This is a genomic window from Psychrobacter submarinus (assembly GCF_904846685.1).
GTDB classification, from domain to species: Bacteria; Pseudomonadota; Gammaproteobacteria; order Pseudomonadales; family Moraxellaceae; genus Psychrobacter; species Psychrobacter submarinus.
In genome coordinates, this window is sequence record NZ_CAJHBQ010000001.1 from 99,885 (window position 1) to 125,378 (window position 25,494).

Here is a 25,494-nt window from a genome sequence, read left to right on the forward strand (position 1 = left end):
TCTAAGTAACAATACCTTCCAGTTCACATTTTATAAACATACTCAAGTATAAAAAGTATTTTTCCGTATAGAGTGAATACGACGCTAGTTCATTTTGTTTGTGATAATCGGCATCAATGTGCTTATTTATTACGCTTACTTTCTAAAAATATCATGTCAATTATAATCAATGCGACACCGACACAGACACCTATATCTGCAACATTGAAAAGAGGATAATTCCAGACATCAGCATAATGCACATGGATAAAGTCAACCACTTTACCAATTCTTAAACGATCGATTAAGTTGCCAATCGCACCACCAAGCATTAAGGCCAACCCCATAGATAATAGCTTGGCTGCACGTGGCGCTTTGATTAAATAAACCGTTAAAAAGATAGCCATTACAAAAGCTACGCCTGAGAAAAACCATTTCTGCCAACCGCCAGCGTTGGCTAAAAAGCTAAATGCTGCCCCATAGTTATAAGCGAGTGTCCAGTTGAGAAATGGTTCAATGACCGGTACGGGGTCATTGAACGCTAATGTGGTTTGGGCCAACCACTTAGTCCATTGATCAAGTATTAATACCATTATCGCCAACAAATACCAGATAAAAGCGCGACTGCCATTGGCAACCATTTTTGGCATTTTGTCCAACTTATCTTTAGGTGTTATTGAGTTGCCTGAAGTCACGTACATAGCTTTAGGCGTATGATTTATGGTTTTAGAGTCAATCGATTGATGAGTACTACTCACAGCTATAGGTACCTTCTTGTCAGCAATATTAGTACTAGCCGATTCAACGCTATTCAATTTAGTACTATCTAATCTGTCGGTAGATTCAGTCATAGTTGTTTCCTTTATCTATGTTTATACAATGAACAATGTTAAACGTATATGTTTTTGGTATACGATTATTAATCGCGCCACTTTCATAAACGGCTCCACTTACCGCTCTGGTATTATGAAACTTACGGTAATAATTTTTTATTAGGGAATCTGTTGATTGATTTCAACATTGGCCTGATTTTGATCGGCACTAATGACCACAGGGTTGCCAGACAAGTCGCCTGACTCAGCCGCCGCGGTGCCGCTATGACTGATACGAGCGATCACTGCCAGCTGTACCTTGTCTGCACGCGCCGATTGTAAGGTGCGTTCAGGCATCATCGCATCGAGATCGCTTAGACTGATAGTGGCCTCGCCTTGTTTGATCACGCTGATCGGTAAGCGCTTGGCGGCAAATGGCGGTCCACCGTTGACATCACGTATCGCCACAAAAAGTACATCGTCTCCTTTTACTAGCGGCAATAAGCTTGAGTTGACCACAACCGTAACATCCACACCTTGCGCCGCTTGCGTTTTTTGCGCGTTAATATTGGCGCTGAGCTCATCTAAGCTGGCAAGCGCTCGGCTATGATCGCCAGGCTTCGCAGCAATGCTGTTTCGCAGACGGCTGATCCAGCCTTGCGCCTCATCGAAGTTACTACTACGCGCCTCGCCCATGGCCATCAGCATTTGCGCGCCTTCGTGGCGTGGGTTTTTGGCCAGCACGTCCTGCAAGACGCGGCGACTGGTGGCGTCTAGTTGGCCTTTATTGGCAAAGAAGCTGATCTGTGCATAGGTCGTCGCAATCTCCTCGTTATCAGGCGATAAGCGATAAGCACGTGACAATGCCTCTAGCGCCGAGTCTGTCGCTTCTAATGACAAAAACAGCTCAGATAAACGCATCCAGCGATCTGGGTCATCAGCATGACGATAGACATTGGTCTGCATCGCGCTGATTAATTGCGTACCATCTTCAATCGCCCAAGCTGGTGGCTGGTTAATCTTACCGGTTAATAAATCATCGGCTACTTGGGCAACTTTATCTTCTGCTGTCCACAGATCAAACACAGGCGTTCGGTCACCCACCATCAGATACGCCAGCGCAGCCAATACAGGCACCCAAACCATGAGGATCAAGCGGCTTTTGATACCAGGGGTGACCATCGGCGTGACTTCACGCTGGGCATCCAATAGTTGCCGCTCAAGCTCAAGCTTTTGGTTTTGGTAGTGAGCATCATCGATGGTGCCGCTGTCTTTATCTGTTTGTAGCTCAGCTAAACGCTCACGGAATACCGCGACGTTGATATCGAGCAGCTGATTGTCTACTGGGTTCGATTTGATACGCGCGGCGCGTAGCCACGGAGTAATAGCGATAACCGCCAAAATCAGCGCCATAAATAAGCTTAGAGCAATAAATAAGCCGATAGTAGAAAATAGAGTCATTTTTTGTCCTCTATGCTAGTAATATCGTGGTCGACATTCTCAGCTTGCGATAATAGACGATCAAGCTCAGCCTTTTCCGCAGAGGTCAAGGCAGCAGTACTGTTCACTGTAACGCCGTTTTGGCCACGGGCGACAACTTGGCGGCGTTTACTTTGCCAAAACCACCCTATCAATAATACGATCAGTAGCAATGGCGGAAAAAACCATAAAATCCATGTCGATGGACGTACAGGCGGCTTGTAGCTGATAAAATCGCCGTAGCGCTCTTGCATATAATCCCGGATTTCCGCATCACTACGTCTGTCTTTAATCAAATCATAGACTTTTTGCTTTAAGTCTTGGGCAATCGGCGCATCAGAACCTGCCAAGTTTTGGTTTTGGCATTTCGGGCAACGCAGCTCTTCGATTAGCCCTCGATATTGGGCTTCTTGTTGTGCAGAGTCAAAATCATATACCTCTATCGCCGCATAGCTGGTCACACTTAGGAGACAGGCAAGTATTAAGCTCGCTACTTTTATCGTAACGGCCTTTATTGAACGGGCTATCATTTGCACACCTCTTCAACCTGAATCGCATCTGGACTGACGTTATTATCATTGGCATCATTGAGTACCGTTAAGCAAGGCTCAATACGATCTTGCCAGTTACTCTCGTTAATCTCACCAACAATGTGCTGGCGAATAACGCCTTCACCATCGACAGTGAAAGTCTCAGGCGCACCCGTCAACCCTAAGTCCAAGGCAAATTGACCAGATAAATCTTGAATAGACATGGAGAATGGGTCGCCGCCACGATTTAAATATCCTAGCGCATCACCGATGTCATCTTTGTAATTAACACCAACCAAATTGACTCCGCGCTCTTCTAATTGCATTAAAAAAGGATGCTCAATAACGCAAGTTGGGCACCAAGAGCCCCAAATATTCATCAAAAAGGGCTCATCAGGTAAGTTGTCATTGGTCATGATCCGACTGGTATCGGACAACAATGGCAGCTCAAACGCTGGTACTGGGCGTTCAAGCGCGGTATTGGTTACGATTTCAGTCGGCTGCCCCAAACGAAAATAAAGCATAACCATAACAGCAGCAAAGATGATCAGCGGGATCAAAAACCATATTCTAATTTGGCTTTTTTTCATTGTTCGATTACCTTTTGTTTCAGGGGGTTGCTCGGAAAAATGATTAGACTTAGTCATTTTGCTTCTCCCCTATTAGTGTCGTGTTATTAGTAGTGCTTTTAACATCTAAATCAGTAACCGTCGTAAAGCCTGACTTACTCGCTGCAATTTGTGCAGGGGTCTTGGATGTTTTGAGACGATAGCGCCTATCAAGCATACTCAGCAGACCACCCAATGCCATAATAATAGCGCCGAGCCATATCCAACGAATTAATGGTTTTACATAAATCCTTAATGCCCATTGGTTACTACCATCGGCAATAGGTTCGCCCAGTGCGACATAAACATCGCGCATAAGACTGGGGTCAATAGCAGCTTCAGTTGTTGGCATCGTGCTGATAATATAAGTACGCTTTTCTGGAGTCAGTTTCGCCACTTCACGACCGTCTTTGGATACCACCACTTGCGCTTGCGTTGCATCAAAGTTACTACCCTTTATTTCAAAAAATTCAGTTACTTCAAAATCGTAACCTTGGACATGGACCGTTTCGCCAACACTCAATGCCACATCGCGCTCGATACTCAAGGTACTGGTAAAGGCAACACCGATGACCGCTACAATCACACCAATATGTGCCGTTTGCTGACCCCAGTAGCTTAAACGCAGCTTATTTAAGCCTTGCAAAAAGCTTGGTGCATTTTTGGTTTTGTCTTTGAAATCAACCACCATCCAGAACAGTACCCAAAAACTTACTGCTAGTGTTACACCAATATTAAGCATGGCAGATGGACTGACAAAGTAAGTGATGACTGCAGCTAATACTAGACTGCTCACCCAACGCCTGGCCGCAACACTGCGCTCGGCAAAGTATTCAGTGCACCAGGCCAACGCCAGGGGAACAAGAATCAAACCGACAAACGCACTTACCAGTTGGCTGGTCACCACCGTCTGAAACCACGCTCCGCCCAGGAATAACCAGAGGTAGACCGGCAGCATCAGCATTTGCACCACCAGCAGCACGGGCGTGGCGGCAATGGCCCGGCCTGCGTCACCCTTGCCCAGATGGGTGAAGCTGATAAACCAGTCCGTGCAGGGCACTAGCAGCACCAGTAACACCCCGGCCTGGACGGCGGGGGACAGGGGAAGCAACGCCACCAGGGCATCGAGCAGCAAGGGCGTGATCACAAAGTTGCCCAGCACAAGCGCCGCCAGGAATCGCCAGTCACGTAACCCCCGGCCAATGTGCGTCAAAGGCACCTGGGTAAACGTGGCATAGAGCAAAACGCCCAGCAGTGGCCACAAACCCGCTTCCAGACGCGATGCCGTGTCCGGCAGGGCAATCCCGACGGCAAGACCCGCCAGAATAAAGGCCAGGTAAATCCAGGATTGATGTCGTTCCATCTGGTCTCGCATGGGAAAATCCGGCTCCAGGATTGAGTGCGAAAAGTGAGTCACCGCGTCAGTGAATCGGGCGGTCAGGCCTCCAATTCGCCTCCACGATCTACCCAGGCTTCTTTGCCGCCCACAAAATGATGAATGTCGGTATAGCCCACACTGACCAGGCGCTCAGCGGCACGACCGGCCCGTTTGCAACGGTCACTGGTACAATAAACCACAATCGTCGCGTCTTTGTCTGGAAGCGCGGCGGGGGCCTCGTCGAGAACATTATCGGAAACAAGATTGATGGCACCCGGCAGGTGCCCTTCGGCAAACGTCCTGGCCGGCAGGGTATCCACCAGGATGAATTCCCGGCCCTGCCTCTGCCAATCGCGCAGCGTGTCGGCGTTGATCGCTTTCATGAGGCCTTCCCGTCGCCGGCGGATTGTACCGGCGCAAAATAACGGTCCAGCCCCCAGAGCAACAGGCCGAACAGCAGGTGTGGCAGCGCGGAGGCGACGATCAACTTGGGACCAATGGCCAGGCCAGCAACGCCCCATCCGACCAGCGGAAAGAACACCACCAGTATCACGCCCCAGAGCGCGGCGGCCAGCCCCAGTGCGGTCGCCAGGCTCTTGCGCGGGAAGTAGCGAACGAACACCACCGACCAGAAGGTCACGTAAGCGGTGTGGAATAGCAGGCCAGCCGGTAGTGGCAGGGTCCGTCCCAGCAACGTCTCGGCAAAAGCCAGTGATGGCGGCTTCGGAAACGGTGAAACACCCGCCTTCAACAAGGCCACCATCACAATCGCGGTGAGGACCGAGACCGCAAGGCCAATGCCGAAGGCTCTTGGGAAAGACGGTTTGATGGGTATCGTGGCTGACATGGATGGCTCCTTTTTGGATTGGAAAAGTTAGTGTCCCGCCTCGTTGTCACCCGCGCTGTCAGCGGCCGTCGGACAGCGTGGCCCGCACCTTTCGCTGGACTCGCGACAGCAGGCGCCGACCAGGTGATCGGTTAGTGACAACAGGGACTCAAACGCGGCGCAGTAATAGACGAACTGGCCCTCTTTGCGCGACGTCACCAGGCCAGCGTAAGCCAGCTTCTGCAAATGAAAGGTCAGTGCGCTGGGGGCCATGCCTACACGCTCGCCGAGTTTGCCGGCCGAGAGGCCAACCGGTCCCGCCGCCGTCAGTTGACGGATGGCGGCAAGGCGCGCGGGGTGCGCAAGCGCGCCCAGTTGTTTCGCGAGGATTTCTTCGTTATGCCGTTTCATGGTTCCATGCTAGGTTATTTAAGTATTTCATGCAATATTGAAATGCTGAGCCTCACAGAAGTCGTACCAGATAAATCCTGAAACGCGCGATACATTCAGGCTGTGTTTTCTTCGACACCCTCATAAAGAGACGTAATGAGCGGGCATTTCACGTCACCCTGCGCAGTGCAGCACGCCTGCACTAACCCGTCCAGAGCGCGCTCGATACGCTGCAGGCTTGAAATTTTCTGTCGCACACTGGCGAGCTTCTGCTCGCCCAGTACCCGTGCTTCATCGCAATGGGTGCCGTCTTGCAGTGTTAGCAGTCCTCCGATTTCATCCAGGCTGAAGCCCAACCATTGGGCCGTTCGAATGAACTGAAGACGCGCCAACGCCTGATCGTCGTAATGGCGGATGCTTCCATAGGGTTTGTCAGGGGGCCTGTGGAAGAACCGACAAATTTGACAAGTTTGGCTCTAACGCGATCACAGCGAGCCCTGTAGTTGTTTGAACTGTCCCAGGATCATCGCCTTTTCCTGAAGTATTACCTTGTTCTCGTCAGTCAGAAATGCAATTTTGTCCTGACAGACTTTTAGTTCGGCTTTGGTGGTCTCCAATGCTTGAGTTAACACAGCCACTTGCTTATCGACATCTGCTTTCTGAGTGGTAATCACTGCCGCGTTTTCCGCCAGTTGTTCATTTTTATGCTGAAAATCCCGGCACTTCGTTAAGGCATCTTCAAGATCACGCTTCAGATTTTGAATATCCTCTATCTTTCCGTTTAGCTCCCTGTTTAGCGTTGCATTGGCCTGTTCAAGTTTACCAGCGTCACTTTGTAACTGAGCATTGGCATCAAATAACTCGGACGCTTTGAACTCGGCCTGGGTGAGCCGGTGTTGCAGATCCCGAACCTGGTCTTTTAATCCCTGAGTAACTGTACGAAACTGTTCGCGCTCCTGCTGACGGTCTTCCGCTGTGCGCTGCTGATAGTGTTCAAAGTGTTCTCGAATATCCTTGTTTTCCTGCTTGAGTTCAGCAACGCTTTCCTTCAGTTCAGTGGTCCTCGCAATCGCTTCGTCTCGTTGGGACTCGGCTTTAACCAGGCTAATACGGACATCTTCCAGAGACTTTTCTGTCTCACCTTTTTCTTTGTTTTGCCGCTCAATCTGGCTATCAAGGTCTTGCTGTCGGGCAGTTAGCTGCACGATGGTGTTTTTGGCATCGGACAACTCTTTGCGAAGCGCTTTATTGAAACCTTCAAATTCCTGACGGACCTGCTCGATACGATGGTCGGCCATTTGTTGTACCCGCTCATGCAGTGACTTTACCACTTCGATCAAATCGTTCGGTAACCCGCCGGTATCGACCGCCTCTCCGTTATCGGATCGCCAACGTTTGAGCAGTGGCGCGATGGTGCTTTTGCTGCCGGTGCCGAGATGTTCACGCACCCGGTCTACAGTAGGTTCTTGGCGCTGACTTTTGATGGCCTCAGCGGCTTTGGCAACGTCGTGGTAAGTGACACCGGCACGGGCCATGGTGAATTCCTCATAGATTATTTAATAACGTATTACGTATCACGTAATATAACATTATATATGTGAAATTCAACTGCACTTGAATTGCAATTATTAACCCTCGATAATGAGTATTATCGTTGGTTATAATAGTCAGACAGAATTTTTCCACTTGTAACGCCGGTACATAGCCGCCTTTTGAGCGACTCCGGTAGGAATCCGATACATGATCAATAAACCGACCAAATTAGCTACTGACTTATCGTTACGTAATGATGAGCCAGGTCAGATTGCCCGCCAGGACTCCGAAGCGCTGCGTCATTACCTCCAGGCAGCCACCTCCGACAACACCCGCAAGGCGTATCGGTCGGCCATCCGACAGTTTGAAAAATGGGGTGGGCGTCTGCCCACGGATCGGGATACGCTAATTCGTTATCTGCTGGCCCGTGCGGAGTCGCACAACTCTCGAACCCTGGATCTCCATTTGACGGCTATCAGCCAGTGGCACCACTACCAGGGCATCATTGACCCGGTGAAAGATCCGCTCGTTCGAAAAACAATGGAGGGCATTCGACGTACCCATGGCCTGCCCAAACGCAAAGCCAAGGCACTGCGCCTGTCGCACATTGCGCAGATGGTGGATCACCTGAGGCATTTGCCAGACTGTAAAAAGAAATGTAGAGATATTGCATTGGTGTTGACTGGCTTTTTCGGTGCCTTTCGCCGCAGTGAACTGGTCAAAGTGCAGGTTAGTGATCTGGTGTGGGAACCGGAGGGGCTGATCATCAAGTTACCCCGTTCCAAAACTGACCAACAGGCGATGAGTTTGATACGAGCTTTACCCTTTGGTGAGCAAAGCTGCTGTGCTGCGACGGCAGTTAAAGTGTGGATGGAAACGGCAGGCATTGACGAAGGGCCACTCTTTCGACCAGTAAACCGATGGGACCAGGTTCAAGCAAGACAACTAAATCCGGGCGCGATTAACGACTTGCTCAAGTCTTTGGGCAAAGCCTGTCGCTTCGATTTTGTGCCGGATCTAAGCAGCCATAGCTTTCGTCGAGGTTTGTCCACCTCAGCAGCTCGCGAGCGTATAGACTTTGAACTGATCAAAAAGCAAGGTGGCTGGAAAAGCGATGCCACCGTGTGGGAATACATCGAAGAAGGACAGCAATTGTCCGAAAATGCCTCTTTGATACTTATGGAAAAGATGGCAGCGATGATTTCAACTGATAGCTAAGCGAATCAGACCCTCCACTTGACTCCGTATCTTAGTACAGAGTTTACTATATTCTACCCTTTCCACTAATCAGCATGTTGAACAGGGTTTCTCAAACGAATTGCAACCTTAGTCACGAGGAATAATAGAGCACGAATGAACAGAACGATCAGCAAATTGGCCAAAGCACTCAATATAAATGTCGAGACGGTTCGTTTTTATGAGCGCCGGGCGTTAATCACACAACCACCCAAACCGGATACTGGTTATCGTCATTATCCAGAAGAGACGGTTAATCGCATCCGCTTTATCAAGCGTGCGCAAGAGCTTGGTTTTACCTTGGATGAGATCTCCAACCTGTTAAGCCTGAATGATTACCCCTGCAGCCAAGTGCAGGATCTAGCCGAGCTCAAGCTCATCGCCGTGAAAGAAAAAATGGCCGATTTACGGCGTTTGGAAAAGGCGTTAAAGGCGTTATTAGCGCAATGCCAAAGCAATGACGACGACAGCCATTGCCCCATCATCGATTCCCTACAACCCTGATCAGATCGACCGATAATAAAATTCCACTTGACTCCGTACATTGGTACGGCGTTTAAGCTTTACGATATGCAACGCTCGCCCAATTGTTGATGCGCAACAGTGGAGGCATCTTGCATACCATTTACCAATGAACCTAGGAGTAACGTTTATGAGTGACAACAACCTGCACATTGCGGTGATTGGCAGCGGTGGCAGTGCCATGGCTGCGGCCCTGAAAGCGACGGAGCGCGGTGCCCGGGTGACGCTGATTGAGCGCGGCACCATCGGCGGAACCTGCGTCAACATTGGCTGTGTGCCCTCTAAAATCATGATTCGGGCGGCTCACATCGCCCACCTTCGCCAGGAAAGCCCGTTTGATGACGGCCTGAGCGCCCAGGCGCCGGTGGTGAATCGTCCGGCGCTGCTTGCTCAGCAACAGGGACGAGTGGAGGAACTGCGCGAGTCCAAGTACCAGAATATTCTCAATGACAATGCCGCGATTACCGTCCTCAAGGGCGAGGCGCGGTTCGTGGACGAGCGCACGCTGACGGTTACGCTCAACGCCGGCGGCGAACAGACGGTGAGCTTTGACCGGGCCTTTATCGGCACGGGCGCAAGACCCGCCGAACCACCCGTTCCGGGGCTGTCCGAAACTCCCTATCTCACCTCCACCAGTGCGCTGGAACTGGATCACATTCCCGAGCGCCTCGTCGTAATCGGTGCCTCGGTGGTGGCCATCGAACTGGCGCAGGCCTTTGCACGCCTCGGCAGCCAGGTCACGGTTCTGGCCCGCAGCCGGGTGCTGTCACAGGAAGATCCGGCGGTGGGTGAAGCCGTGGAAGCGGCCTTCCGTCGTGAGGGCATCGAGGTGCTCAAGCAGACCCAGGCCAGCGAAGTGAGCCACGACGGTCAGCTGTTTACCATGCAGACCAACGCCGGCACGATACAGGCAGAGCAACTGCTGGTCGCCAGTGGTCGCACACCCAATACCGAAAACCTCAACCTGGAGGCCATCGGCGTTGCCACCGAGGGCGGTGCGATCCAGATTGACAAACATCTCCAAACCACTGCGTCGGGCATCTATGCCGCGGGCGATTGCACCGACCAGCCCCAGTTTGTCTACGTGGCCGCCGCCGGTGGTAGCCGGGCCGCCATCAATATGACCGGCGGTGACGCCAGCCTCGACCTCAGCGCCATGCCTGCGGTGATTTTTACTGATCCGCAAGTTGCTACCGTAGGCCTGTCCGAGGCAGATGCTGCAGCGGTGGGATATGACACCGACAGCCGCACCCTGACCCTCGATAACGTGCCACGGGCGCTGGTTAACTTCGATACCGGGGGCTTCATCAAGATCGTCGCGGAGCGTGAAAGCGGGCAATTACTGGGTGTTCAGGCCGTGGCAGGCGAGGCCGGTGAACTGATTCAGACTGCTGTGATGGCCTTACGCGCACGCATGACCGTTAACGACATTGCGAATGAGTTGTTTCCCTACCTGACGATGGTCGAAGGGCTCAAGCTCTGTGCCCAGACCTTTACCAAAGACGTCAGCCAGCTGTCCTGTTGTGCGGGATAAGACGGTGCCGCCAATGTATAACATGGATGAGATCGTGGAACGGCTGGGTCTGACCGGCGAAAGGGAAGCCGCGCTTCATGTGACGCTGTTGCGCGAGCTTGCCCTGGGACAACCGGTCACTGTTGAGCGGCTCGCGAAGTCGCTCAACTGGACGACTGATGAGGCAGAGTTGGTGCTGGAAAAACTGCCCTGCGGGACCATCGAGTACGACGGCCAGGGACGGCTGATCGGCTCCGGCATCACACTGCGAGAAACCCCGCATGCATTTGTTGTCAACGATCGGCCACTTTATACCTGGTGTGCACTGGATGCCTTGATGTTTCCAGCTGTCATCGGCGAACGGGCGCAGGTGCAATCGCGTTGCCCGCAGACGAACAACCCGGTCACCTTGACGGTTACGCCACAGGGAGTGGTTTCGCTTGAGCCGGAGGACGCGGTCGTCTCTTTAGTCTCGGTGGCCGCAGCGGGAGACATTCGAAGTGCGTTTTGTTGCGACGTCCATTTCTTTGCTTCACGGCAGGCCGGGGAGGCCTGGGGGCGGGATAAAATGCATGTGCACATGGTGAGTGTTCAGGAAGGTTTCGAACTGGGGCAGCGGATTGCGCACCTTATACTCAACAGGGCAAGGAGTGACCAACATGGGAGCTAATACCCGAATGGTAAACCCCAACCTTGAAGGTGGGCCGGGGGCGCAAAAAGAAGGCTGTGTCATTTCCGAAGCGGCCCGTCTCTGCGGCCTGTCAGTGCATCAGATCCGGACTTATCTGGACATGCGATTGGTGTACGCCTGTGGCACCACTCAGGGGGGCTCTCGCTTGTTCGATGACGGCTGCCTGCAACGGTTGGCGTTGATCCGCTCCTGTCGTGAAGCCGGTCTCGGTCTCCCCGAGATTGCCGAATTTATACAGGCGCTCGACAACGGGGATAAAGGGCAGTGTCGAGCCGTCGAACGGCAAATTCAACACACAATTGCTGTTAAACGAGCCGCACTGAATCGCTGCACCCAGGCACTCACCAAGGCGGCGCATGGAGTGAAGTTGAGCGCTCTCAAAGGGCCGTAAGTTGAGGTGGCACCGGACAGTGGCCGAATTGGGCTTTTGCAGGGAGTCGTAACTCTTCAATGCATTGGAGGTGGTTTATGACGAACAATGAGCGCGAACCGACAGAAGTATCCCGGTCGCGCAATGGTTACTTGTGGGGGATATTGGCCGTGCTCAGTTGCCCCTGTCATTTGCCGATTCTCGCCATCGTGCTGGCTGGCACGAGCGCCGGCGCTTTTCTCGGGGAGCACTGGGTAATCGTGGGTATCGCGCTGACCGGCCTGTTCGTGCTGTCGCTGAGCCGACTACTAAGGGCCTTCAGCAAGTAACGGTCCGGTGTCGTATCCGGTATGGATCGCGGCCCACTGTATGTCAGATGCTAATCACGCGAGTTTACATTTACATAATAGCTGGAGAAAACTAAATGAATTTCGACAATCAACTGTTAAGTAAAGAGAAATACATACCACTTATACTCCGGGTCATTGTTGGCCTATTGTGGGTTTGGATGGGCATCGTTCCCAAGCTAATTTATCCTGAACCGAGAGTTGCGATGGTGAGTAAAAGCTGGGTAATTGATTTGCTACCCATGAGTCCGGCGCATTTCATCTTTATTCTGGCAATAGCCGAAATAATAACTGGAGTAATGCTTCTCTTAGGCCTGTTCACAAGACTTGCTTCAATAGCACAAGCATTAATGATTATTATGATTATTGTCGGTGTTTGGAATATCGCTGCGATGCATGGCATTACTTCTCCTCATGCACATTTGCTTATGAAAGATATTCCATTATTCGGGATAAACATGGTGTTAATAATTACTGGCGGAGGTCTGTACTCCATAGACAATTGGAGAAAACAGAGTAAGGGTGTTTAAAACTCTGAAGACTCTGATTGAAGTGTTCGACATAGGCGATAATATAGCTCTCGTCAACCGCATAGGATCGTTGCCGCCATGAACCAGTTAACCCTCTCCGAAGCCGAGTACCAGACCAAGAAGAGCAAAATTCGCCGCGAAATCTTTCTCGAACGAATGGACACGTTGATTCCCTGGAAACAGCTGGAGAAGAACGTAGCGCATTATTACCCAAAAGGTCAGGACGGACGGCCTCCTGTCCCGTTGTCTTCCATGCTGCGCGTTCATTGTATGCCATTGTTCTATAACCTGAGCGATCCGATCTTGAAATGCAGTCAACGCCGCGCGATCTAGACTCGCCCGAGGCTATCGCCGAAATGCTGGACGCCTTCTACCGGAAGGTCCTGGCCGATGATCGCCTGCGTCCGCTGTTCTTGGATGTGGCAGAAATTGACCTCAGAACGCACCTGCCGTGTATCCGCGCCTATTGGTGCAAGCTGCTGCTCGGCGAACGCGACGGCTACCAGAGCAACATGGTCGCCCGCCACTTGGCGTTGCACGAGCAACACCCTTTGCAGCTAGATGACTTTGAGCGCTGGCTGGAGCTGTTTCGGGAGACCGTGAACGCAGATTTTACAGGGCCGAGCGCAGACCGCGCCAAGACATTAGCAACACGGATCGCGGGGAATCTTGTGCGACTTACACGTTCACCTATCAGCACGTAACGGACGATCGCACAACCCACTTGCATCGGGAAGCTGAATCATAAGACATCGCAAAACACTTTTTCGGGTTCGATAAGGAGTCACAACCATGAGTCATTCCAACGACCAAAGCTTCGGTGACGACGGTCACCTGAACGGGATTTTTGACCAACTTGACGTCCCTGAGGACGTTCGCAGGCGTCTGGCCCAGGCGCAGCAAACCGTACAAATCAACATCCCGATCCGCATGGACGACGGCGCCTTGCAATTCTTTCCGGCCTGGCGCATTCGTTACGACGACACGCGTGGGCCGGGCAAAGGGGGCATCCGTTTCCATCCGGACGTGAGCTCGGAAGAAGTCACTGCGCTGAGCTTCTGGATGACCATCAAGTGCGCCGTGGTGGACCTGCCATTCGGCGGTGCCAAAGGTGGTGTTCGGGTCGATCCCAAGGCGCTCTCCCGACTGGAACTGGAACGTCTGTCGCGTGGCTATATCCGCGCTTTTCATGACCTTATCGGGCCGAACAGTGACATCCCGGCACCGGACGTCAACACCAACGACACCATCATGGGCTGGATGGCCGACGAATTTGCCCAGATCGAACGCCGTCAGGTACCGGCCACCATCACCGGCAAGCCTTTAGGGCTGGGCGGTTCCAGGGGACGCACCGCGGCCACCGGACGTGGCGCGCTGCAGGTGCTTGATCTGTGGGCCGAGCGCCGCGGCAAAACCCCTGAAGAACTCCGTGTGGCGGTCCAGGGTTTCGGCAATGCCGGTTATCACTTCGCCCGACTGGCCCGCGAGCGCGGCTATCGGATCGTCGCGCTGTCGGATTCCCAGGGTGCCATTCATGCCGCTGACGGACTTGATCCAGACCCGATCTGGCGCCATAAACACAAAAACCGGGAGCTCAAGGGCATGGTTTACTGTGATGAATCGATCTGCCAGGAAGCCGACGTCGAGCAACTGACCAACGACGAGCTGCTGGCGATGGATGTCGATGTACTGGTACTAGCCGCACTGGAGGACGCCGTCACCGAGCAAAATGCCGCGACCGTGAACGCCGCCACGATCCTGGAAATCGCCAACGGGCCCGTCAGTAATGAGGCCGATGATCAACTAGCCAAACGCGGCGTCGAAGTGCTACCGGATGTATTGGTCAATGCCGGCGGTGTGATCGTCAGCCATCTGGAATGGGTGCAGAATCGCATCGGTGATACCTGGTCCGAAGACGAAGTCAATCGGCGCCTCACCGAACGCCTGGCCCGCGAGGCCGCCGCCTGTTTCGACCGGGCGGAGGAAGATAACATAACGCTGCGGACTGCGGCCTATACACAGGCCATCGGCCGCATCGCCGAGGCCATGACCCAACAAGGCACTCAGGGCTATTTCAACCATCATCAAGGATAGACGGTAAAGTCGTGCTCGGTAATGAGGTGGTCATACGGCTCGGGGTCTTCACGGGCATTCTGTGTGTCATGATACTTGCCGAAGCCGCCGCGCCACGTCGCGACCAGCGCTACACTCGCCGGCAACGGTGGCCACATAACCTCTTGATGGTCGTGGTGGATACCCTGGTGGTTCGGCTATTGTTTCCCGTGGCCGCCGTCGGAGCGGCGGTGATGGCGAATGAGCAGGCGTGGGGACTGTTAAATCTGGCCAATCTGCCAGTTTGGTTGTCGGTCCTTCTGGGGACGATCGCGCTTGATCTCGCAATCTACTTTCAGCATCGCATCTTTCATGCCGTGCCCTGGCTCTGGCGCTTGCATCGTATGCACCACGCGGATCTGGAATTTGACGTAACGACGGGCCTGCGTTTCCATCCTCTGGAAATTGTGCTTTCCATGGTCATTAAAATCTCCGTCGTGGTTGCGCTGGGAGCACCTGCGATCGCGGTACTGATTTTCGAGGTGATTCTCAATGCGACCTCAATGTTCAACCACGGAAACGTACGATTGCCTCAAGGACTGGAGCAAAAGTTGAGACCGGTGGTTGTTACGCCGGAAATGCACCGCGTGCACCATTCGATTGTTCCTGAAGAGACAAATAGCAACTTTGGTTTTAATTTGCCTTGGTGGGACCGGCTTTTTGGCATCTATCGCGATCAGCCTGCCGCTGGCCATATTGGAATGATCATCGGCATCGAGGATTTTCGCGAGCCGCAGGACCTCCGGTTGGATCAGATGCTGATTCAGCCATTTCGTCGGACCCACCGACGGCCTTGATTGTAATGGGCAATAGGATTTTCAGGAATTATTGATCTTTTATTCGGCCAGAGAGGTCCCTTAAAAGGGCCGAAATATCAAGGGATTGTCCATGAGTAGCCTCCATGAAACCGCCTATCCAAGATTGAAAGCGGCCGTCTCCGACCAGGAACTGGCAGAAATTTATACACCCACGGTCAAGGAACGATCTTTTGCCAGACAACATGGTCGAACACCCGCTGCTCGGGGCGCTCTGCTCATTCTCCTGAAAACAGTTCAGCGTTTGGGCTACTTTGTCAGTCTCAAAGCCGTTCCCAAATCGATCACATCACACATTCTCGCCTGCGACGACCTCTCACATCTCGCACTAAGCCGACTCAGGGAATACGACCGCAGCGGCGGCGTCCGTCAGCGGATGTTGGACGCGATTCGTCAACAGGTGGGCATCAAGGCGTTTACCGTCGAAGGCAAGGCGGTCGTGCGGGACTTGGCACGAGAAGCGGCGACCACCAAACAGGATCTGGCAGACATTATCAATGTGGTGATCGAAGAGCTGGTGCGCCAGCGTTTTGAGCTACCCGGTTTTTCAACGCTGCAACGGACAGCCCGTCAGGCTCGCAGCCAGGTCAACACGGGGTTCTTTCGGACACTCAATGCGGCTTTGACGGAGCAGCAAAAACAGGAATTTGACCGGCTGCTGCGTGTGCCTGACGATTCACCTCATACCAGTTGGCATAAACTGAAACAGGAACCCAAAAAACCGACCAATACAGAAGTGAAGAAGTATCTTCAGCATCTGGAGTGGCTTCAGGGCTGGTGTCAACGATTGCCCGCTGTTGATCACATTCCAGCCGCCAATCCTAAAGTTCTGGTCTTTATCACCGCCGAATGGTGTATTGCATGCCGGATTATGGATAAAAACTTATTTCATAATCGTCCTGCGCAAATGCAAGATTGGCAATTGGTCAAACTTGATATCACAGAGACTACAGCGGATTCAAAAGCAATCTTAGCGCGTTATAAACTATTTGGTCCGCCAGCATTGCTGTATTATCAAGACGGTCAATTGGTCAATCAACAAGTGGGTGAAATCGGGCGCGCAGCGTTTGAGCAAACCTTAACCGCGTTAAACTAATCGTTTAAATGTAGATAAATTCCACATCATTTCTACCCATTAAAAAGCCAACTTCCTGTGATAGTAGGACGTTGGCTTTTTCAATCTTACTAAATAGCCTTTTTAACATAGACGCTAAATCCTTGGTTTAGCATTATTTATTACTACTTACTTTGCTACTTACCTTATTATTTACATCAGTATTTGCTCGCAATAACGCTAGTATAGTGCCCTTATTTTCATTACAATAAAGCAACATTGCTAAAGGCGCATTACCACGAGTAATGGCTACCTTGCACGTCCATATTTATTGATTTTCTTTAGGGCGTGTCATCAATTAAGCCAAACGACACAAGAAACTAAGTGAATGGCACTAAGGAAATGACTGGCTAACTTATCATAGCGAGTGGCAATCGCACGATACTGCTTAATCTTGGCAAAGAAGTTCTCTATTAGGTGCCTCGCTTTATAAAGCTCTTTATCGAAGTCTCTTGGCTGCAGCCGATGACACTTAGATGGTATAACTGCATTACCTTGCACTGCTTTAATCGGTTCAATAACGCGGGCATCAGCATCGTAAGCTTTATCGGCAAGCCACGTTTGGCTAATACTGACATCAAGCAATTCATCTGAGCCACACAGGTCATGAGCTGCCCCACCTGTTAGATAAAAGCCAGTAGGATTGCCTAATGCATCTGTTCGAGTATGTATTTTAGTCTTCAGTCCACCTTTGCTGCGTCCAATGGCTTGATCCCTTTTTTTCCAGCACTGTGCTGGTGGGCTTTAACAATCGTGGCATCTAGCATGGCATATTCGTCATCGGATTGTTCAGAGAGTTGATTAAAAACCTGCTCCCATACGCCTTTTTTTGACCAGCGACTAAAACGAGTATGAATCACTCTGAAGTCGCCAAAGCGTTCAGGTAGGTCACGCCAAGGTATGCCGGTCTTGTAACGGTACAGAACCGCTTCTACGAACAAGCGGTTATCCTTTGCAGTAACACCAACGTCACTTGGTTTACCAGGTAGAATGTCTTTAATTCTCTCCCATTGGTCATCACGTAGGGCATGTCGTCTTGTCATAGTCATTGAGCTCAAATTCCTAAATACGATCTAAGTATAGCTTATTCTGAAATATCTATGCTAATTGATGACACGCCCTAGTATGGCATACTTATTTTATCTCAAATTACTTTATAGATATTTTAGATAAAATCTCATGTCCACTAATATAAAGTTCATTAGACATGCACATCTCACTCCATCCCTTCCAGTAACTATTAGCTTTCTTTGAATACATTGACCTATCCCAAATATCTTCAATCCAAGAATTGTGACGATACTTATCAATTACTTTGATCGGATTTTGTTTGGCCCAAATTAATTCGTTAAAGTCTGGTTCTGAAACTATTGCTCCTCTGATCTTTGAGATATGGTACTTACAAAGATACTTTAATGTTAAGGATAGGAGCGCTCTGTCTTCAGAGCCACCTATACCTACTTTGTCACTGACATGCACACGAGAGTCTAGAATCAAACCATGCCAACTATCGTAATGCTTGATAATAACTAGTTCACCGTTTTCAGTATTGTTCCGAGCAAACCAGACCAACTTAACCTCATCTTCATTATTACCTTTTAATAAGCTTCTAGCATTCTCTTCAATATCATAACCAAACTCAAATGTTTCTTTTGCGAAAGGCCTTCCTTCATCATGAGCGAGCCAATTCTTTTGGCATCCAAAGTATGTGGCTAATTTTTCTAATTCGTTAAACGATGGCTCTTTTCGCCCTTCAAACCAATCCTCAGTAACGCCCACACTATTGTATCCCAGGGCCTCAGCAACTCTAGAAATACTTGGGGTATGAAAACTATCAGTTGCCTTAGCTTCACTCAAGAGGAAATTTAGTTTGCCAGATAGTAGATTTAAGCGATCGCTACGTAAATGAGCATCAAAAAAACTCTTTAAATCGTCGATAGCTTCGATATAACTTCCTTCTTGACCTTCAAAAGATTTTTCTAGTCGATACTGTGCCTCGGCATTAATTGAACGTCCACTAACTTTTGAGGCATCGGAGATCAGGGCTTTCAATTCAGTAGGAATTCTTAAATTAAACTGCACATTTTTTGACATTTTAAAGCCCAAATAGAATATTGAATTTAAAACAAATAATATTACCATAAGGAACTTGCGGCAATGATAGCATAATGCTATCATATTATGTAACAAACCCTAAAGAGGTAAATACATGTCAAATCAGAAGGTTCAGATGAACGTCCGGGTACCTAAAGAACTTAAGAATTTTGCCATAAATGATGCAAAGAACCAGTTCCATTCGTTATCTCAATATATAGAAAAGCTTATGTTTAAAGCCAAAGAACTCAGTGAACTAGAAAAGAGATGAAACCTTATCTTAAAGACCTTTTTGACTCTAATGCAAAAGTAATTTATCTAAGACGGTTTAGATTGCAGAATGCAAATTGGTCAAAGACTTCTCAGGCTAATGATTACGATTACACTTTTAGCTCTTTAGCTAACTCAGATTATCACTTCAGAATGCCTGTTATCATTCAATCAGATGGTTTACCTTGGAAAATAGGTAACCTATATCTCATGGGACAACTAGACACTCCTCCTGCGCTTTCAAATATGAAAACGTTATCCGCAAGAGCTATCCACCTAAAATACTATCTACAGTACCTAGAACATAGTAACCAACACTTTTTAGACTTACCTACCCAGTATCAGCAAAGGGTTCCTCGCAAATTCAAAGCTTTTTTACAGGCTGTAATAGAACAGCACGACTTTAGCTCTCAATACATTAATAACATTCTGTCCTCTGTTGCTCATTTCTATAATTATATACAGCATCAATCATTCGTATCTCAGTCTGATATAGAGAATAAGCCCTTTAGAGAAAGGAAGGTTTCTATACCTATTCATAATAATGTAGGAATAATGAGGAATATTAGTGTTATTACAAATGATCTCAAGCTAAGAAGCAGCAGAAAACCCTTACCATCACTAGGTAAGTTGAGAGATGGAGGCAGTCTGCGTCCTTTAAGCTCTGAAGAACAAGAAATTATTTTCAGGGCATTTGATAAAAACTATGCGTCAATAGAGTTAGAGCTAATGATAAGAATAGCTCTCGGAACAGGAGCTAGACAACAAAGCGTATGCACTCTCTCTATTGCTTGTATCAAAACTGCTCTCCACTACTTAGAACAAAATGCTGATTCAAATTATGCCGTGATAAATACTGGATATAAATACAGAACAGATTCAAAGGGTGGGCGACTAAACCGCTTAATGTTTTCACGTAACCTAATTGATCATTTAGCAACATATATAGATTGCGAAAGAGCGGAACATAGAAGACAAAATATAAACAGCTTTTATGCAAATACTGACGATAACTATGTGTTTTTAACTCGAACTGGAAACCCCTATTTAACTGCTGAAAGAGAAATTATAGATCGTAATCGTAACAACCCTAAACCAGTTTGGAACACTGAAGCGCCCGTTATGGTACCTAAAAACGGCCAATCTTTAAGAAATGAATTAAAAAAATTCATTTCCAAGGTTCAAAAATTTGAACCAAGTCTTCAAAATTTTTCATTCCATGATTTGCGTGCTACCTATGGGATGAATATCGTAAGAAACCTTAGAGCTAAGGAATACCCTGATTCTAAGATATTTGATCATGTCAGACAAAGGTTAAACCATAGAAGCCTAACAACCACTGAGGCCTATCTAAAATTCGACTCGGAAGTAAAAGAATTCAATGATATACAAGATACGTTCGGCGTAACATTTGATAAGGGCGAATACAATGTCTAATTCTTTCAATGACAGGCAGCTTATTGAGATAAGCACTAAGCAAATAGAAGATATCGTTGATCCTCAATACACAGTAATTGTAGGTTCAAGAGCTGATGGTGTGTCCTTTAAAGTCGATATTGGTAGAGTCTGCTATACCAATAGAGAGAACGATTCTGGTCATTCCCGAGATAAAACTAAGAGCTATATTACGGGCCTAGTTGATGAATCAACATTGTCTATAGAACGTGTAGAATGGTTGAGAAGGTACCTTAGGGAAATCCTTCAAAAAGGGTTGAGAGATGAAACGGTGCGAGGTTACCTTCATAATTTAAGATATTTTTTTGATTTTTGTGATTTTGAAGGCTCTAAGCCTCTTACTTTAGATGATTTAGCATCTAATTATAAATATTATCAAATTAATCTCTATCAAAAGGCGCGTTTAAGTGGTGCAAAATCTATAAGCACTACAACTCTTTATGACAAGCTAAATACTGCAAGAGATTTCATAAAAATCGCTTATAACTTATCTGATATCGATATACTTAGTATTATTCCCAAGCATCGTCATATGGGGCATAACAGTAAAGAAAGAGACTCCTCATTAGAAGACTTCAAAAACTTCTTACAAACCTGCATTACATACTTTAATGAATTCTCATACGCCATATTAAATAAAATCTACCCTATACCTATTACTTTAGCAAAATCATCAAGTAATGATTATTATTGGGATTCAACTAGAAAATATGGCATAAAGAAACTACCTAATTGCTTCTACAATAGTGGTGAACCCTTACCCTTTAATGAGGTAAAAAATGCTTTATCAAATTATTATAATTGTGAGCATACTAAGAAAGATTTCTATAAAAACACATTAATAAACAACAGAAATACATGGATCAATGAGAATTTAGACTCTAGAAAAATTTATGCTTATAACCTATGTACATATTGCTTTTATTACATTTACCTTTCTTTCACTGCTGCTAATATACAACCCACACTTGATTTGAAAATATCTGATTTAAATTTGGAAAACCTTGGCTTATCAACTTTTGCTAAAAAACATAAATATCGAGCAGGTAGACAGATTGAATTTTCCGCTCCTTCTCACTTAAAACGTTATCTCATACAGTATTTGAAACTTAGAGAGTGGGTTGATAACCTTCATCTTCCTGGAGACTGTCAAGAATACTTGTTTATGCGTATTGGAGAACATCGTCAATTAAAGCGTTTTGCACGTAGCTCTGTCAGTTCTATTGACGACAATAGACCTCTTGCAAAAGTAGCAGAGAATTTTACAATAACTGAAACATTCATAACTGTCTAGGAACCATGCCAAACATAGATAAGCTACTCAAACAAAGTAACGCTGGTTTTAAACGCTACACTGGCATTCATAAAGCCACCTTTTATGAGATGCTTGATGCCATGCAAGAGCATGAAGCATCTAAGACCAAATCAGGCAGACCAAGTGTGCTCAGTCTTAAGGAGCAGATACTACTAGCCCTGACTTATTGGCGTGAATACCGCACGCTTTATCATATCAGTATGGACTTTGGTATTCATGAGTCTTCTGCTAGCCGTATCATTCGTAAAGTAGAAGACACACTGATTGACTCTGGCAAGTTTGAATTGCCTAAAAAGCTGCCTAGTCGTGTCGATGAGGACATCAATTGGTCAGTCGTCATCGTCGATGCCACCGAAACCCCTATTGAGCGTCCAAAAAAAACCAAAGCGACTACTACAGCGGCAAGAAAAAACAACACACCTTAAAAGCGCAGGTTATCGTCCATTGGCAAACCGGCTTGATACTTGATGTGCAAACCTGCAAAGGGTCAATCCACGATTTTAAGCTCTATAAAGATACTTGTCCTGATTGGCTTCCTGACAATGCTAAATTACTAGCAGATAGTGGCTATCAAGGTATAGCAAAGCTACATAAGCAAACCTTCACCCCTTTTAAAAAGCCACGTGGTGGTCAGTTACTGGAGATATGCAAACAGGCCAATCACTATCTGGCAAAGTTCCGTATTGTGGTTGAGCACAAAATAGGCTTAATCAAGTTGTTTAAAATCGTGGCTCATAAATATCGCAACCGTCGTCAGCGCTATGATCTTAGAATGAAGCTGTTTGCTGGTATCATTAATTCCGAGCTTAACCTATGACTTTTGCAAGAGGTCTAATACTCCACTTTTTAAAGGGGTTAAAAGGGTTACTGCTAGAGACATTAGAAACCTATGTGCGGAATACTACATAAAACATTCTAAAGGAAATTTGTCATTAGTAGCTAGGAAGTTGAATAACTCTTTAACTACAGTAGCTAAATCTTACACTTCGATCGATATTGAGTCTCAAGCAATAGAGATGAATCATTATCACGAAAAAATGATTACCGCAGTTCTTAGGTCTAATCGAACTAATGAACAAACTATATCTATCAAGACTTCAACTAACTATGATACGGAGAAAATACCAGCAGGATCTTGTTCTAACCTATCAGATAATGATCCTGTTAAGGCATTGGGCTTTAATAATGAAGCCCCCAACCCTTCCTGTGCTACATTTGAAAGTTGTTTGTTCTGTGAATTTTTTGCAATTCATATAGATTTTGAAGATATACATAAACTATTAAGTTTGAAGGAGGCTCTACTAAAGTCTTCTATGATTCGTGATGATCCTGAATATCATCTTCTCTCTATAGAACCATCACTATTTAGAATTGACGAGATTATCAATATTCTTAAAGGAAAAGATAATAGAGTAATTGAACTCGTTGATGATGCTGAACAAAAAATAAAAATGCAAATTTATAATGAGTATTGGGATGAGCATATAAATTTTCTCACTGTAGCCTCAGAATCTAACAGAAAAAGCTTAAGTTTATGACCAAAATAATGATGCGTGAACCCCTTGTTAAAGAGATACAACCAATATCTAAAGACCTAATCGAGAACCCATCATCTGATTTGATTGTAACGCTTTCCAAGAGTGGAGATGCTTTATCATTATTCTCTGATGATATTTGGGACTATAGTGCTACTAGCAATTCACATAGAACTATTAATTTTAGAACTAAAATTCGGAACCTATCCTCATCTATTAATACCGACGGCAAAAAATTCAAATCAGCAGTTAAATTCTTGAAGGTATTTACTCTCAATTGGAATTGTGAGATGAATGGATGTTCTATGTCAAAATTGAATAGTGATATAGTCGCTATATCTTTCCTAGTTAGTTACTGTGTAAACAATAATATTGACTTTAATAATATATTTACTGACAGTAGTGCAATCGACTTCCTAGTAACTAATAGTTCGACGGAGAAACAAATAGGTTTGCATTTAGGCAAGATACAAAGGTTTATTGATACAGCATCTGTTTTAAATCGAAACAATTTTTGGTGCAATATACAACCTTCAGAAGAATTTTCAAGCAGTTTAAGAAAAACTAGAAAGTCTTTCCCTGAAACCTCTCAAGGTCTTCAAACTATGATTATCCCTTCACGCATTTATCAGAACCTGCTAAAAGATACCATTGAAAGCTTACAGATTTTTAATAAGCATGCTGAGAAGATATCATATGTTTTTTCTGCACGTACTAAAGTAAGGGATGAAGCTTTAAGACTAGATCAGAGTATGCCCATAAGTAAGCTTAATAAATCACAAACAAGTTTAGTCTCATTTTATTGGAAAACTGCCTTAAAGAGAGATAAAAAGCTAACTAATATTTTAGCAGAATTAACAGATTTAAACATCATCAAGAATGCTAGTTGGTTAAGTTTAACAATCAGCCTAGGTCAAATACAGATGAAAAGCGCTTTTGTTATAGCTGCGTTTACAGGTATGCGTAAAAATGAATTACTATCTATCCCTTTCAACGGGCTAAGACATATTCATTCCGATACTGGAAATATACCTGTAGTATGGTCAACTACAACAAAATTGGAAAGTAATGGAGTACCAAGATTTACAAAATGGGTAACAGGTTCAATTGTTGAAGAAGCTTTTGAAGCAGCTAAATTTATCACTCAAGGAGCTTTGAACTGGTCTGCTAATAAGAGTCAGGTGGCAGAAGATGAGAGTAAGTTACCGTTGTTTTTTTCAATTGAAAATGGGAAATCTGGAAAGCCTCATCCGCATTTTGATTATGCAACAACTGCCTTAAATAGCAACCTCATTCAAAAAATAATGTCATCAGAGCACTTATTGATTTCAGAACAAGACTTAAAGGAAGTCAGTCAATTTTTATACGGCGATGAAATACCTAATAATATTAAATTAGGTGAGCCTTGGCCTTTAGGCTTTCATCAGTTTAGACGCTCCTTAGCCGTGTATGCTGCTTCTAGTGGTTATGTTTCATATCCTACCCTTAAATCCCAGCTAAAACATATAAGCATGATGATGACAGTCTATTACACGGACTCAAACTCTAGAGCGATAAATATTTTAGGCAACGGCCCTGAAGTCAAAGCTATGGAAAAGGAATGGCAGGAGGCCCAAGCAAGAGTAGAGTCAGATAGTTTGCATGAATTGTTAGATAGCGGGGTGACACTAACTGGTGCAGCTGGTAAAAATCTACAAAAAAGAAAAGTAGAGAATAAGCTTCCTAAGTTCTTAGATAATAGAAATAGTACTAAGAAAGCAGTCAAAAATGGCAAAATTCGTTATCGATCTACTTTAGTTGGCGGATGTATGTCTATTAAACCTTGTGATAAAGGTGCTGGTGTATTGGCATCTGCTTGTATTAGCTGTGAAAATGCGGTGTTTTCACCAGAATCCAAAAGTATTTTGCTACAAACTAAAGATTTTTATAAGTCTCAACTCACTTTAGATATTCCAAAGCGTGTTCATCATGAATACGAAGTGAGTATTAAAAAAATAGACAGTCTTCTTTCAGTATTAGAAGTAAATCAAGAGAAATAAC

The 25,494-nt window shown here is 46.8% G+C and carries 27 protein-coding genes and 3 pseudogenes; 18 read left to right on the forward strand and 12 right to left on the reverse strand.

All coding sequences use genetic code 11. The features are described from left to right. Nucleotides 1-122: 122 nt before the first annotated feature. The 10 genes from lspA to JMY03_RS00505 form a co-directional block, all read right to left on the reverse strand. Nucleotides 123-830 carry a signal peptidase II gene (gene lspA, locus JMY03_RS00460; protein ID WP_133104927.1) on the reverse strand — a complete coding sequence of 236 codons (708 nt, stop codon included), beginning with the start codon at nt 828-830 and terminating at the stop codon, nt 123-125. 141 nt (nt 831-971) lie between these two features. Beyond that, a complete protein-coding gene (ccmI, locus tag JMY03_RS00465; RefSeq protein WP_201600000.1) occupies nt 972-2,252 on the reverse strand; it encodes a c-type cytochrome biogenesis protein CcmI in 1,281 nt (426 codons plus the stop codon). Continuing rightward, complete coding sequence (locus tag JMY03_RS00470; protein ID WP_191114791.1) at nt 2,249-2,800, reverse strand: cytochrome c-type biogenesis protein; 552 nt, start codon at nt 2,798-2,800, stop codon at nt 2,249-2,251. Before JMY03_RS00470 ends, ccmI begins: the two co-directional genes overlap by 4 nt. Continuing rightward, complete coding sequence (locus JMY03_RS00475; RefSeq protein WP_102091629.1) at nt 2,797-3,447, reverse strand: DsbE family thiol:disulfide interchange protein; 651 nt, start codon at nt 3,445-3,447, stop codon at nt 2,797-2,799. The genes JMY03_RS00470 and JMY03_RS00475 overlap by 4 nt, the downstream gene beginning before the upstream one ends. Then, nucleotides 3,440-4,771: a cytochrome c-type biogenesis CcmF C-terminal domain-containing protein gene (locus JMY03_RS13010; RefSeq protein WP_227675436.1), complete on the reverse strand. Its 1,332-nt coding sequence runs from the start codon at nt 4,769-4,771 to the stop codon at nt 3,440-3,442. Before JMY03_RS13010 ends, JMY03_RS00475 begins: the two co-directional genes overlap by 8 nt. Nucleotides 4,772-4,845: 74 nt before the next feature. Continuing rightward, nucleotides 4,846-5,169, reverse strand: a complete 324-nt coding sequence (locus tag JMY03_RS00485) for a rhodanese-like domain-containing protein (protein ID WP_201600003.1) — start codon at nt 5,167-5,169, stop codon at nt 4,846-4,848. Continuing rightward, nucleotides 5,166-5,633, reverse strand: a complete 468-nt coding sequence (locus JMY03_RS00490; RefSeq protein WP_201600006.1) for a hypothetical protein — start codon at nt 5,631-5,633, stop codon at nt 5,166-5,168. The genes JMY03_RS00485 and JMY03_RS00490 overlap by 4 nt, the downstream gene beginning before the upstream one ends. A gap of 27 nt (nt 5,634-5,660) precedes the next feature. Beyond that, nucleotides 5,661-6,023 carry an ArsR/SmtB family transcription factor gene (locus JMY03_RS00495; RefSeq protein WP_201600009.1) on the reverse strand — a complete coding sequence of 121 codons (363 nt, stop codon included), beginning with the start codon at nt 6,021-6,023 and terminating at the stop codon, nt 5,661-5,663. Between the two features lie 95 nt (nt 6,024-6,118). Further along, nucleotides 6,119-6,463 carry a MerR family DNA-binding protein gene (locus JMY03_RS00500; protein WP_201602040.1) on the reverse strand — a complete coding sequence of 115 codons (345 nt, stop codon included), beginning with the start codon at nt 6,461-6,463 and terminating at the stop codon, nt 6,119-6,121. Between the two features lie 24 nt (nt 6,464-6,487). Then, a complete protein-coding gene (locus JMY03_RS00505; RefSeq protein WP_012517603.1) occupies nt 6,488-7,537 on the reverse strand; it encodes a DNA-binding protein in 1,050 nt (349 codons plus the stop codon). Nucleotides 7,538-7,742: 205 nt separating this feature from the next. Between JMY03_RS00505 and JMY03_RS00510 the strand changes: the two genes are divergently transcribed. The 12 genes and pseudogenes from JMY03_RS00510 (at nt 7,743) to JMY03_RS13385 (ending at nt 16,767) form a co-directional block, all read left to right on the forward strand. Next, nucleotides 7,743-8,753: a site-specific integrase gene (locus JMY03_RS00510; protein WP_201600012.1), complete on the forward strand. Its 1,011-nt coding sequence runs from the start codon at nt 7,743-7,745 to the stop codon at nt 8,751-8,753. A gap of 135 nt (nt 8,754-8,888) precedes the next feature. Continuing rightward, complete coding sequence (gene merR / locus JMY03_RS00515; RefSeq protein WP_201600015.1) at nt 8,889-9,275, forward strand: Hg(II)-responsive transcriptional regulator; 387 nt, start codon at nt 8,889-8,891, stop codon at nt 9,273-9,275. A gap of 163 nt (nt 9,276-9,438) precedes the next feature. Next, nucleotides 9,439-10,827, forward strand: a pseudogene (gene merA, locus JMY03_RS00520) (mercury(II) reductase); the annotation flags it as partial. A gap of 13 nt (nt 10,828-10,840) precedes the next feature. Continuing rightward, entirely contained in the window at nt 10,841-11,476 is a 636-nt protein-coding gene (gene merB, locus JMY03_RS00525; protein ID WP_023559548.1) for an organomercurial lyase MerB, read from the forward strand. Next, nucleotides 11,466-11,888, forward strand: coding sequence for a MerR family transcriptional regulator (locus JMY03_RS00530; protein ID WP_012517608.1), 423 nt, complete (start codon nt 11,466-11,468; stop codon nt 11,886-11,888). Before merB ends, JMY03_RS00530 begins: the two co-directional genes overlap by 11 nt. Before the next feature lie 77 nt (nt 11,889-11,965). Next, nucleotides 11,966-12,196, forward strand: a complete 231-nt coding sequence (merE, locus tag JMY03_RS00535; protein ID WP_008295681.1) for a broad-spectrum mercury transporter MerE — start codon at nt 11,966-11,968, stop codon at nt 12,194-12,196. Nucleotides 12,197-12,291: 95 nt separating this feature from the next. Further along, the gene (locus tag JMY03_RS00540) at nt 12,292-12,744 is read left to right on the forward strand and encodes a DoxX family protein (RefSeq protein WP_012517609.1); all 453 of its coding nucleotides are present in this window, start codon (nt 12,292-12,294) and stop codon (nt 12,742-12,744) included. Nucleotides 12,745-12,822: 78 nt separating this feature from the next. Beyond that, nucleotides 12,823-13,077 (forward strand): transposase, encoded by a 255-nt coding sequence (locus JMY03_RS00545; protein ID WP_008295683.1) that lies wholly within the window; start codon nt 12,823-12,825, stop codon nt 13,075-13,077. Continuing rightward, nucleotides 13,053-13,448 carry a group III truncated hemoglobin gene (locus tag JMY03_RS00550; protein WP_008295684.1) on the forward strand — a complete coding sequence of 132 codons (396 nt, stop codon included), beginning with the start codon at nt 13,053-13,055 and terminating at the stop codon, nt 13,446-13,448. Before JMY03_RS00545 ends, JMY03_RS00550 begins: the two co-directional genes overlap by 25 nt. Nucleotides 13,449-13,536: 88 nt before the next feature. Next, nucleotides 13,537-14,838: a Glu/Leu/Phe/Val family dehydrogenase gene (locus JMY03_RS00555; protein WP_008295685.1), complete on the forward strand. Its 1,302-nt coding sequence runs from the start codon at nt 13,537-13,539 to the stop codon at nt 14,836-14,838. Between the two features lie 68 nt (nt 14,839-14,906). Continuing rightward, the gene (locus JMY03_RS00560) at nt 14,907-15,653 is read left to right on the forward strand and encodes a sterol desaturase family protein (RefSeq protein WP_265089580.1); all 747 of its coding nucleotides are present in this window, start codon (nt 14,907-14,909) and stop codon (nt 15,651-15,653) included. A gap of 91 nt (nt 15,654-15,744) precedes the next feature. Next, complete coding sequence (locus JMY03_RS13385; RefSeq protein WP_201600023.1) at nt 15,745-16,767, forward strand: DUF4158 domain-containing protein; 1,023 nt, start codon at nt 15,745-15,747, stop codon at nt 16,765-16,767. Between the two features lie 312 nt (nt 16,768-17,079). Here JMY03_RS13385 and JMY03_RS00570 read toward each other — a convergent pair. Beyond that, a pseudogene (locus tag JMY03_RS00570) lies at nt 17,080-17,828 on the reverse strand (IS5 family transposase). Nucleotides 17,829-17,934: 106 nt separating this feature from the next. Continuing rightward, a complete protein-coding gene (locus tag JMY03_RS00575) occupies nt 17,935-18,879 on the reverse strand; it encodes an Arc family DNA-binding protein (protein WP_160023035.1) in 945 nt (314 codons plus the stop codon). Between the two features lie 267 nt (nt 18,880-19,146). Between JMY03_RS00575 and JMY03_RS00580 the strand changes: the two genes are divergently transcribed. The 6 genes and pseudogenes from JMY03_RS00580 (at nt 19,147) to JMY03_RS00605 (ending at nt 25,493) form a co-directional block, all read left to right on the forward strand. Then, the gene (locus JMY03_RS00580) at nt 19,147-20,586 is read left to right on the forward strand and encodes a tyrosine-type recombinase/integrase (protein WP_102092554.1); all 1,440 of its coding nucleotides are present in this window, start codon (nt 19,147-19,149) and stop codon (nt 20,584-20,586) included. Next, nucleotides 20,579-21,898 carry a hypothetical protein gene (locus JMY03_RS00585; protein WP_201600026.1) on the forward strand — a complete coding sequence of 440 codons (1,320 nt, stop codon included), beginning with the start codon at nt 20,579-20,581 and terminating at the stop codon, nt 21,896-21,898. Before JMY03_RS00580 ends, JMY03_RS00585 begins: the two co-directional genes overlap by 8 nt. 5 nt (nt 21,899-21,903) lie before the next feature. After that, nucleotides 21,904-22,344, forward strand: a complete 441-nt coding sequence (locus tag JMY03_RS00590) for a transposase family protein (protein WP_201600041.1) — start codon at nt 21,904-21,906, stop codon at nt 22,342-22,344. Between the two features lie 8 nt (nt 22,345-22,352). After that, nucleotides 22,353-22,736 (forward strand): annotated as a pseudogene (locus JMY03_RS00595) (transposase family protein); the annotation flags it as partial. 130 nt (nt 22,737-22,866) lie between these two features. Next, the gene (locus tag JMY03_RS00600) at nt 22,867-23,457 is read left to right on the forward strand and encodes a hypothetical protein (protein WP_201600044.1); all 591 of its coding nucleotides are present in this window, start codon (nt 22,867-22,869) and stop codon (nt 23,455-23,457) included. Next, on the forward strand, nt 23,454-25,493 hold the full coding sequence (locus JMY03_RS00605) for a hypothetical protein (RefSeq protein WP_201600047.1): 2,040 nt from the start codon (nt 23,454-23,456) through the stop codon (nt 25,491-25,493). The genes JMY03_RS00600 and JMY03_RS00605 overlap by 4 nt, the downstream gene beginning before the upstream one ends. Nucleotide 25,494: the final 1 nt, after the last annotated feature.

Excerpts from the sequence above, each read along its gene's own strand:
- JMY03_RS00545 (WP_008295683.1), top strand. The coding sequence starts at position 12,823 with ATGAACCAGTTAACCCTCTCCGAAGCCGAGTACCAGACCAAGAAGAGC.
- lspA (WP_133104927.1), bottom strand. The coding sequence starts at position 830 with ATGACTGAATCTACCGACAGATTAGATAGTACTAAATTGAATAGCGTT.
- JMY03_RS13385 (WP_201600023.1), top strand. The coding sequence starts at position 15,745 with ATGAGTAGCCTCCATGAAACCGCCTATCCAAGATTGAAAGCGGCCGTC.
- ccmI (WP_201600000.1), bottom strand. The coding sequence starts at position 2,252 with ATGACTCTATTTTCTACTATCGGCTTATTTATTGCTCTAAGCTTATTT.
- merE (WP_008295681.1), top strand. The coding sequence starts at position 11,966 with ATGACGAACAATGAGCGCGAACCGACAGAAGTATCCCGGTCGCGCAAT.
- JMY03_RS00470 (WP_191114791.1), bottom strand. The coding sequence starts at position 2,800 with ATGATAGCCCGTTCAATAAAGGCCGTTACGATAAAAGTAGCGAGCTTA.
- JMY03_RS00550 (WP_008295684.1), top strand. The coding sequence starts at position 13,053 with ATGCAGTCAACGCCGCGCGATCTAGACTCGCCCGAGGCTATCGCCGAA.
- JMY03_RS00590 (WP_201600041.1), top strand. The coding sequence starts at position 21,904 with ATGCCAAACATAGATAAGCTACTCAAACAAAGTAACGCTGGTTTTAAA.
- JMY03_RS00485 (WP_201600003.1), bottom strand. The coding sequence starts at position 5,169 with ATGAAAGCGATCAACGCCGACACGCTGCGCGATTGGCAGAGGCAGGGC.
- JMY03_RS00585 (WP_201600026.1), top strand. The coding sequence starts at position 20,579 with ATGTCTAATTCTTTCAATGACAGGCAGCTTATTGAGATAAGCACTAAG.
- JMY03_RS00555 (WP_008295685.1), top strand. The coding sequence starts at position 13,537 with ATGAGTCATTCCAACGACCAAAGCTTCGGTGACGACGGTCACCTGAAC.
- JMY03_RS00575 (WP_160023035.1), bottom strand. The coding sequence starts at position 18,879 with ATGTCAAAAAATGTGCAGTTTAATTTAAGAATTCCTACTGAATTGAAA.
- JMY03_RS00495 (WP_201600009.1), bottom strand. The coding sequence starts at position 6,023 with ATGAAACGGCATAACGAAGAAATCCTCGCGAAACAACTGGGCGCGCTT.
- JMY03_RS00560 (WP_265089580.1), top strand. The coding sequence starts at position 14,907 with ATGATACTTGCCGAAGCCGCCGCGCCACGTCGCGACCAGCGCTACACT.
- merB (WP_023559548.1), top strand. The coding sequence starts at position 10,841 with ATGTATAACATGGATGAGATCGTGGAACGGCTGGGTCTGACCGGCGAA.
- JMY03_RS00580 (WP_102092554.1), top strand. The coding sequence starts at position 19,147 with ATGAAACCTTATCTTAAAGACCTTTTTGACTCTAATGCAAAAGTAATT.
- JMY03_RS00605 (WP_201600047.1), top strand. The coding sequence starts at position 23,454 with ATGACCAAAATAATGATGCGTGAACCCCTTGTTAAAGAGATACAACCA.
- JMY03_RS00490 (WP_201600006.1), bottom strand. The coding sequence starts at position 5,633 with ATGTCAGCCACGATACCCATCAAACCGTCTTTCCCAAGAGCCTTCGGC.
- JMY03_RS00510 (WP_201600012.1), top strand. The coding sequence starts at position 7,743 with ATGATCAATAAACCGACCAAATTAGCTACTGACTTATCGTTACGTAAT.
- JMY03_RS00475 (WP_102091629.1), bottom strand. The coding sequence starts at position 3,447 with ATGACTAAGTCTAATCATTTTTCCGAGCAACCCCCTGAAACAAAAGGT.
- JMY03_RS00540 (WP_012517609.1), top strand. The coding sequence starts at position 12,292 with ATGAATTTCGACAATCAACTGTTAAGTAAAGAGAAATACATACCACTT.
- JMY03_RS13010 (WP_227675436.1), bottom strand. The coding sequence starts at position 4,771 with ATGGAACGACATCAATCCTGGATTTACCTGGCCTTTATTCTGGCGGGT.
- JMY03_RS00530 (WP_012517608.1), top strand. The coding sequence starts at position 11,466 with ATGGGAGCTAATACCCGAATGGTAAACCCCAACCTTGAAGGTGGGCCG.
- merR (WP_201600015.1), top strand. The coding sequence starts at position 8,889 with ATGAACAGAACGATCAGCAAATTGGCCAAAGCACTCAATATAAATGTC.
- JMY03_RS00505 (WP_012517603.1), bottom strand. The coding sequence starts at position 7,537 with ATGGCCCGTGCCGGTGTCACTTACCACGACGTTGCCAAAGCCGCTGAG.